General features: G+C 63.5%; 7 protein-coding genes. 3 read left to right on the plus strand and 4 right to left on the minus strand.

Going from position 1 to position 6734, the window contains the following annotated elements:
* Positions 1-33 precede the first annotated feature (33 nt).
* Positions 34-1044 (minus strand): alcohol dehydrogenase AdhP, encoded by a 1011-nt coding sequence (adhP, locus tag BLX42_RS19815; protein ID WP_046785632.1) that lies wholly within the window; start codon positions 1042-1044, stop codon positions 34-36.
* A gap of 173 nt (positions 1045-1217) precedes the next feature.
* Between adhP and BLX42_RS19820 the strand changes: the two genes are divergently transcribed.
* Positions 1218-2204 (plus strand): 5'-nucleotidase, encoded by a 987-nt coding sequence (locus BLX42_RS19820; RefSeq protein ID WP_046785633.1) that lies wholly within the window; start codon positions 1218-1220, stop codon positions 2202-2204.
* 19 nt (positions 2205-2223) lie between these two features.
* Here the strand turns inward: BLX42_RS19820 and BLX42_RS19825 are convergent, their stop codons facing one another.
* Entirely contained in the window at positions 2224-2709 is a 486-nt protein-coding gene (locus tag BLX42_RS19825; RefSeq protein WP_115275191.1) for an anti-virulence regulator CigR family protein, read from the minus strand.
* Between the two features lie 98 nt (positions 2710-2807).
* Entirely contained in the window at positions 2808-3722 is a 915-nt protein-coding gene (locus BLX42_RS19830; RefSeq protein ID WP_161872447.1) for a LysR family transcriptional regulator, read from the minus strand.
* Positions 3723-3907: 185 nt separating this feature from the next.
* Between BLX42_RS19830 and BLX42_RS19835 the strand changes: the two genes are divergently transcribed.
* A complete protein-coding gene (locus tag BLX42_RS19835) occupies positions 3908-5242 on the plus strand; it encodes a nucleobase:cation symporter-2 family protein (RefSeq protein WP_161872448.1) in 1335 nt (444 codons plus the stop codon).
* A 34-nt stretch (positions 5243-5276) separates the two neighbouring features.
* Complete coding sequence (locus BLX42_RS19840) at positions 5277-5786, plus strand: nucleoside deaminase (RefSeq protein WP_012313945.1); 510 nt, start codon at positions 5277-5279, stop codon at positions 5784-5786.
* An 80-nt stretch (positions 5787-5866) separates the two neighbouring features.
* Here BLX42_RS19840 and BLX42_RS19845 read toward each other — a convergent pair.
* Positions 5867-6734 (minus strand): MFS transporter (locus BLX42_RS19845; protein ID WP_161872449.1); only part of this gene is annotated, 868 nt, incomplete at its 5' end.

Raw genomic sequence — 6734 nt, forward strand, 5'->3', positions numbered from 1 at the left:
AAACCCCGCCCCATGCACCTGACAGGGCACTCCTCAATCCGCGAAGTTGATCACCATCCGACCCTTGATCTTACCTTCCAGCATCTCTTCGAAAATGTCGTTGATGTCTTCGATCGGCCGCAGCGTCACCTTCGGCACCACCTTGCCTTGCGCGGCAAATTCAAAGGCTTCAGCCAGGTCCTGGCGGGTACCGACCAGTGACCCGACCACTTCGATGCCATCGAGCACCAGCCGCGGAATGTCCAGGCTCATGGCCTCTGGCGGCAGCCCGACAGCCACCAGCCGGCCACCGGCACGCAGCGCATCGACCGCAGAGTTGAACGCGCTTTTCGACACTGCCGTCACCACGGCCGCATGCGCGCCACCGGTTTGCGCCTGGATGACTGTGGCTACATCCTCACTGCGCGCATTGACCACCAGGTCGGCGCCCATCTCACGGGCGAACGCCAGCTGTTCATCATTCACATCGATCGCGATGACCCGGGCGTTGAAGACATTCTTCGCATACTGCAAGGCCAGGTTGCCCAGCCCGCCGAGGCCATAAACCGCAATCCACTGCCCAGGGCGGATGTTGGACGATTTCACCGCTTTGTAGGTGGTCACACCAGCGCAGGTGATGCTGCTGGCGGCAGCCGAGTCGAGCCCGTCGGGCACCTTTACCGCGTAGTCGGCCACCACGATGCACGCCTCGGCCATGCCGCCGTCGACGGTATAGCCCGAGTTCTTCACCTCACGGCACAGCGTTTCGTTACCGCTGTTGCAGTACTCGCAGTGGCCACAGCCCTGGAAGAACCACGCCACGCTGGCCCGGTCGCCCGGCTTGAGCGAAGTGACGCCCGGCCCTACCTCCACCACCACGCCAATCCCTTCGTGGCCGAGGATCACACCGGTCTTGTCACCGAAATCGCCATTCTTGACGTGCAGGTCGGTGTGGCACACGCCACAGCACTGCATCTTCAGCAACGCTTCACCGTGCGCAAGCGGGCGCAGGGTTTTTTCCACCACGTCCACACGGCGCCCTTTTGCAACAACTGCAGCTTTCATGAATGCCTCCTTGATTACCTGAGTGAGCTTGAGTTGAAGGGTTCAGCATAGTGGTGGTTTGGCCGCAGGACTTGCTGCAGGTCAGGGTCTGTGACGGTAGGTGCCCGGGTTTGCTAGGATTCGAGCCTAGCCTGCTGACAAGGCGCCCCTGCACCATCACCAGGAAGCCCGCCATGCCCTACCCCATCGAACAGAAACTCGTCGTCGGCGTCGCCTCCAGTGCACTGTTCGACCTGACCGTCTCGGACGATATCTACCAGACAGATGGCGTGGAAGCCTACCGCCTGCACCAAGAGGCCAACCTCGACGTACCCTTCCCCAAAGGCGTGGCATTCCCCTTCATCCGCCGCTTCCTGAGCATCAACAAGGCCTTCCCCGAGCAGTTGCCGGTAGAAGTGGTGCTGCTGTCGCGCAACTCACCCGAAACCGGCCTGCGGGTGTTCCGCTCCATCGCCCATTACGGCCTGGACATCACCCGTGCCGCATTCATGTCCGGCCGCTCGCCCTACGAATACATCCCCGCCTTCAACGCCTCGCTTTTTCTCAGCGCCCACGAAGGCGACGTGCAGCGTGCCATCGACGCCGACTACCCCGCCGGCCTGGTGCTGCCGAGCAAGATCTATGATGACGAGATCGACACCGAATTGCGGGTGGCCTTCGACTTCGATGGGGTGATTGCCGATGACGAAGCGGAGAGCGTGTACAAAGAGCGCCAGGACCTGAATGAATTCCAGGCCCATGAACATGCGCACAAGGCCATTCCGCACCAGCCGGGGCCGTTGGCGGACCTGTATCGCAAGCTTTCGCTGATTCGCACGCTCGAAGATCAGAAGCTGGTGCAGGACCCGGCATACAAACGCATCCTGCGTATCGCCATCGTCACCGCGCGCAATGCCCCGTCACATGAACGGGTGGTGACGACCTTGAAGGACTGGGGTGTTTCACCGGATGAATCGTTCTTTCTTGGGGGAATGGAGAAGAGCCGCGTGCTGTCGATTCTCAAACCACACATGTTCTTCGATGACCAGCGCAGCCATCTGATGTCGGCGGCAGGGGACTTGCCGATGGTGCATGTGCCGTTTGGGGTAGCCAACAAAACGCTGGAGCGGCGCCCGAGCGAGGTGGTCAACACGACCACGGCACGCTTGAAGATGGGTTGAAAGCGCCGCTTCAGCCACTTCAATCGAACGCCCCGTTCACCACCTCATAAATGATCCCCGTGGCGACAGCCACCAGGATCAGGTCAACCCCGGCCTGCATCCACTCGTAACCGTCGTAATGAGGCAACTGCCCAAGCAGCCGGCCATCGAGCTTCTTGGCGATACCGGGCGGCAGTGGCTTGCCCCGCGCCAGGTTTTTCTGGATGCCCGGCGGCAATGCGGGGCCAGGGCTCCAATAGCTGCGGTGGCCACCCAGAATGCCCAGCACATCCCCCCGGTCGATCGACGGCCCGCCATGCCAGTCATCGCTACCCGAGCCACCCTTTTTGCCGCCAGCGTTGCCTTGCCCTTGGGCATGCGGAGCCTGCCCCTTGCCTTGCCCATGCCCCTTATCGTTGCCATTACCGTTGCCTTTGCCGTTACCCGGGTCGGCGAGCGCAGCGCCCGACGCCGCGAGCAATGCCACTGACGTTACAGCGGCAATCAGAGCGTTCAACTTGGCCATGAGAGCATCCTTTGCGGTGTAGAGGCTTGTTGAAATGTAGACGACGTTGCAATCATCGACAGCAGGCCAGCGCGCCTGGCAGGCTCAGCACATGGCGCCTACAACGTGGTAGGCATGCCGCGCCGGTCCAGCTCGAACACCTTGGTACGCTGCAGGCAATCGCGCAACCACAGGGCAGCCCTGCCCGGCCGGCGCTGCTGATGCCACAGCAGGTCGACGCCGACCAGCCAGTCGGTGTGCGGATAGGCCTGCAGCTGCAACTCGATCAGTTCACCGGCATCCAGCTCCCGCTGCACCAGCTGCCGTGGCAGGGTCGCCCAACCCAGGCCACCGCGCACCATTTCCACCAGCGCCAGGTAGCTCTCGGCCTGCCAGAGCTGCGCGGTACGCAGGTATTCGCTGCTGGGCAGCTTTTGCGCGTGGGCGAAGAAGGCCAGGCGGCGGTGGGCGTGCAGGTCGGCGAAGGTGCAGGTTTGCAGTTGCGCCAGCGGGTGGGTGGCGTGGCAGACATGAGCCATGATCAGTTTGCCCAGCTGCTGGAAGGCCAATGCAGGCGGGTAGCCCGGCTGGGAAAAAGCGATGCCCAGGTCTGCCTCACCTTTAAGCACCATGTCGCTGACATCGCCGTGCACCGGGTGGCGAATCAGCAAGTCGACGAAGGGGAACGCCTGATCGAACGCTTTGAACACCGGGATCAGTGACCCATACGGCACCTCGATGGCGAGCGTGAGCGCAGGCTCGGCCTGCTGCGCCAGGTTGTCGGCGCTGCCCTCCAGAGCATAGCAACGCTCAAGGATGCCCTCGGCCCGTAGCAGCAGTTTATGCCCGGCGGCGGTCAATGCCGGAATGCGGCTGCTGCGGTCGAACAACTCCACGCCCAGGTCGGTTTCCAGGTTGCTGATTGCAGCGCTGACGGTGGACTGGGTGCGCCCCAGCCGCCGCGCCGCTGCCGAAAACGAGCCCGCCTGTACCGCGGCGACGAACATCTGCAATTGCTCCAGCGAAAAGCGCATCCCAACCCCCTGCCCTGCCACATGATCCATCGATGCTAACGATGGTTACTCATTTGTTCCATCGTTCATTTCGCCGGATCATCGGCCTCGACCACGCTTGCAGCTGCCCTGTTCAAACCTGCGCTGCGTGTCACTCCAGGCGCCGAAAACAACGAAAAGAGCCGCACCTTCAGGAGATTCACGCCATGAGCCCAAGCAAGGTCCACGCTGTAGACGAAGTATTACCGCTGCGGCAACTGTTCACCTTTGGCCTGCAGCACGTGCTGGTGATGTATGCCGGCGCGGTCGCGGTGCCGCTCATCCTCGGTAGCGCACTGGGCCTTACCCAGGCGCAGATCGTGACGCTGATCAACGCCAACCTGTTCACCTCGGGCATCGCCACACTGATCCAGACCCTAGGTTTCTGGCGCTTCGGGGCACGCCTGCCGTTGATCCAGGGCTGCTCGTTCATCGCGCTGGCACCGATGATCATGATCGGCAAGCAGTACGGCCTGCAGGAGGTGTTTGGCGCCGTGATTGCCGCCGGCGCCATCACCATCGGCCTCGCGCCGCTGTTCAGCCGGCTGCTGCGCTTTTTCCCGCCGGTGGTGATCGGCAGCCTTATCACCATCATCGGTATCTCGCTGATGCCTGCGGCGGCCATCTGGCTGGGTGGCGGCGACCCGGGTGCACCGGACTTCGGCAACCCCGCCAACCTGCTGCTGGGCATGGCGACGGTCGCCATCACGCTGCTGGTGTATGCGCGCTTTTCAGGCTTTATCGGCAACCTCAGCGTGCTGATCGGCCTGCTGTGCGGCAGCCTGCTGGCCGCAGCCTTTGGCATGACGCACTTCGGCAAGGTCAGCGAAGCCGCCTGGGTCGAGCTGAGCCCACCCATGGCCTTCGGTGCGCCGCAGTTCTCCACCACGCCAATCCTCATCATGGTGCTGGCGATGCTGGTGATCATGGCCGAGACCACGGGCAACTGCCTGGCCATCGGCAAACTGGTCGGCAAGCCCACAGATACCAGCACACTAGGCAACGCTTTCCGGGCAGACGGCCTGTCGACGATGCTCGGCGGGCTGTTCAACAGTTTCCCGTACAACGCCTTCACCCAGAACACCGGGCTGATCGCGCTTTCCAACGTCAAGAGCCGCTTCGTGGTCGCCGCTGCCGGCGCAATCATGGTGCTGATGGGGCTGTTTCCGAAACTGGGCGCGCTGATCGCCGCCGTGCCCACGCCGGTACTGGGCGGGTGCGCCATCGTCATGTTCGGCATGACCACGGTGGCCGGTATCCAGGCGCTTTCACGCGTGCCTTTCGAAGGTACCCGCAACGGCATCATCGTCGCCGTTTCGATCAGCGTCGGCGTATTGCCAATGTCGTTCCCGGCGCTTTTCCATCACCTGAGCGGCCCGCTCAAGCTGGTGCTGGAGAGCGGCATTTTCCTCGGCGCGATCACGGCGATCACGCTCAACCTGCTGCTCAATGACGACAAGACCACAGACCCGGACCGCGCCGATGCCAGCGTGGCCAAGTGAGCCCTTTTACCCCTGCCTATCCCCAGGAGCATCCATGACCACTCCCTACACGCCAGCTGCCACCGACCTGTCCGCCCTCGACCTGGACCTGCTACGCCAGTCGATGCGCCTGGCAGAGCAGTCCAAAGCACGCGGTCGCCACCCCTTCGCGGCCATCGTCGCCGATGCCGAAGGCCGGGTGATCGCCAGCGCCGGCAACAACTCCATGCCGCCCGAAGGCGACCCCACCCAACACGCCGAACTGGTCGCTGCGGCCCTGGCAGCCAAGGCCCTGCCGCCCGAAGCACTGGCCAACTGCACGCTCTACACCAGCGCCGAACCCTGCTGCATGTGCGCCGGTGCCGTGTACTGGACCGGTATTGGCCGGGTGGTGTATGCGCTGTCGGAACATACACTGCTCGGGCTGACCGGGGACCATCCGGAAAATCCGACGTTTTCCTTGCCGTGCCGTGAGGTGTTCGCCCGTGGTCAGCGTGATGTGATCGTGCACGGCCCGCTGTTGGAGGACGAAGCAGCGGCTGCGCACAAGGGGTTCTGGAAATGAGCATGGCCGCACACTGAGCCCCAAGAAGTGCCAGGCAGGGTCACCGAACTGCCTGGCACCTTGAACCGCCTGCAGGCAGCTTACTGCGGTTGGCGGTTACGTTTGGCCAGCAATGCCCGTGCGGCCACAGCAGCCACCACCAGGCCTGGTGAAGCCGCCAGCAGCACCCCGCCTACGCCCGTCCCTGCGGCCAGGATCTGCCCCGCCGCCAACGGCCCGGCCATCGAACCCAAGCGCCCGATGGCAACCGAAGCGCCCACCCCAGTGGCCCGCACCTGGGTCGAATACAGGGTCGGCGCCAGTGCGTACAGCACCAGTTGGCCGCCGATGGCGCAGTAGCCGGCAATGAACCCGGCCACGAGCATGAAGGCAAAGCTGGTCGACAGGCCAAGCCCCGCCAGCGCCGCCAGCATGCCGATGTACGCAATGAAAACCGCGCGGCGGGCGTGGCCCTTGTCCATCATCCGCCCGGTCAGGAACGAGCCCGCCGCACCGCCGAGGTTGAACAGGATCTGCACCGTGCCTGCCTGTGGGCGGCTGAAACCTTGCCCGATCAACAACGACGGCAACCAGTTGAGCAGCATGTACAACACGGTCAGGGTAAAGAAGCACGCCACCCACAGCAGCAGGGTGCGGCTTGCATGCCCCGGCCCGAACAGCTGGGCCAGCATGCCTTGGCCGGCAACCTTCTCACCGGTTTGGGCACGAAACGCCTGGGACTCTTTCAGCCATACCACCAGCACCAGGGCGATGACGATCGGTGCGATACCACCCACGTAGAACACCACACGCCAGTCTTCGCCCAATGGCGCCATGCCGATGATCGAAGCGATGGCGCCGCCCAGGGGCACGCCACAATACGTGATGCTCACGGCGGTGCTGCGCAGCCGCTCGGGCGCCGCTTCACTGGCCAGGGCGATCAGGATGGGCAACGCGGCACCCAGTCCC

The sequence above is a fragment of the Pseudomonas sp. SG-MS2 genome (assembly GCF_009933855.1).
GTDB lineage: Bacteria > Pseudomonadota > Gammaproteobacteria > Pseudomonadales > Pseudomonadaceae > Aquipseudomonas > Aquipseudomonas putida_E.

Excerpts from the sequence above, each read along its gene's own strand:
- BLX42_RS19840 (WP_012313945.1), top strand. The coding sequence starts at position 5,277 with ATGACCACTCCCTACACGCCAGCTGCCACCGACCTGTCCGCCCTCGAC.
- adhP (WP_046785632.1), bottom strand. The coding sequence starts at position 1,044 with ATGAAAGCTGCAGTTGTTGCAAAAGGGCGCCGTGTGGACGTGGTGGAA.
- BLX42_RS19830 (WP_161872447.1), bottom strand. The coding sequence starts at position 3,722 with ATGCGCTTTTCGCTGGAGCAATTGCAGATGTTCGTCGCCGCGGTACAG.
- BLX42_RS19835 (WP_161872448.1), top strand. The coding sequence starts at position 3,908 with ATGAGCCCAAGCAAGGTCCACGCTGTAGACGAAGTATTACCGCTGCGG.
- BLX42_RS19825 (WP_115275191.1), bottom strand. The coding sequence starts at position 2,709 with ATGGCCAAGTTGAACGCTCTGATTGCCGCTGTAACGTCAGTGGCATTG.
- BLX42_RS19820 (WP_046785633.1), top strand. The coding sequence starts at position 1,218 with ATGCCCTACCCCATCGAACAGAAACTCGTCGTCGGCGTCGCCTCCAGT.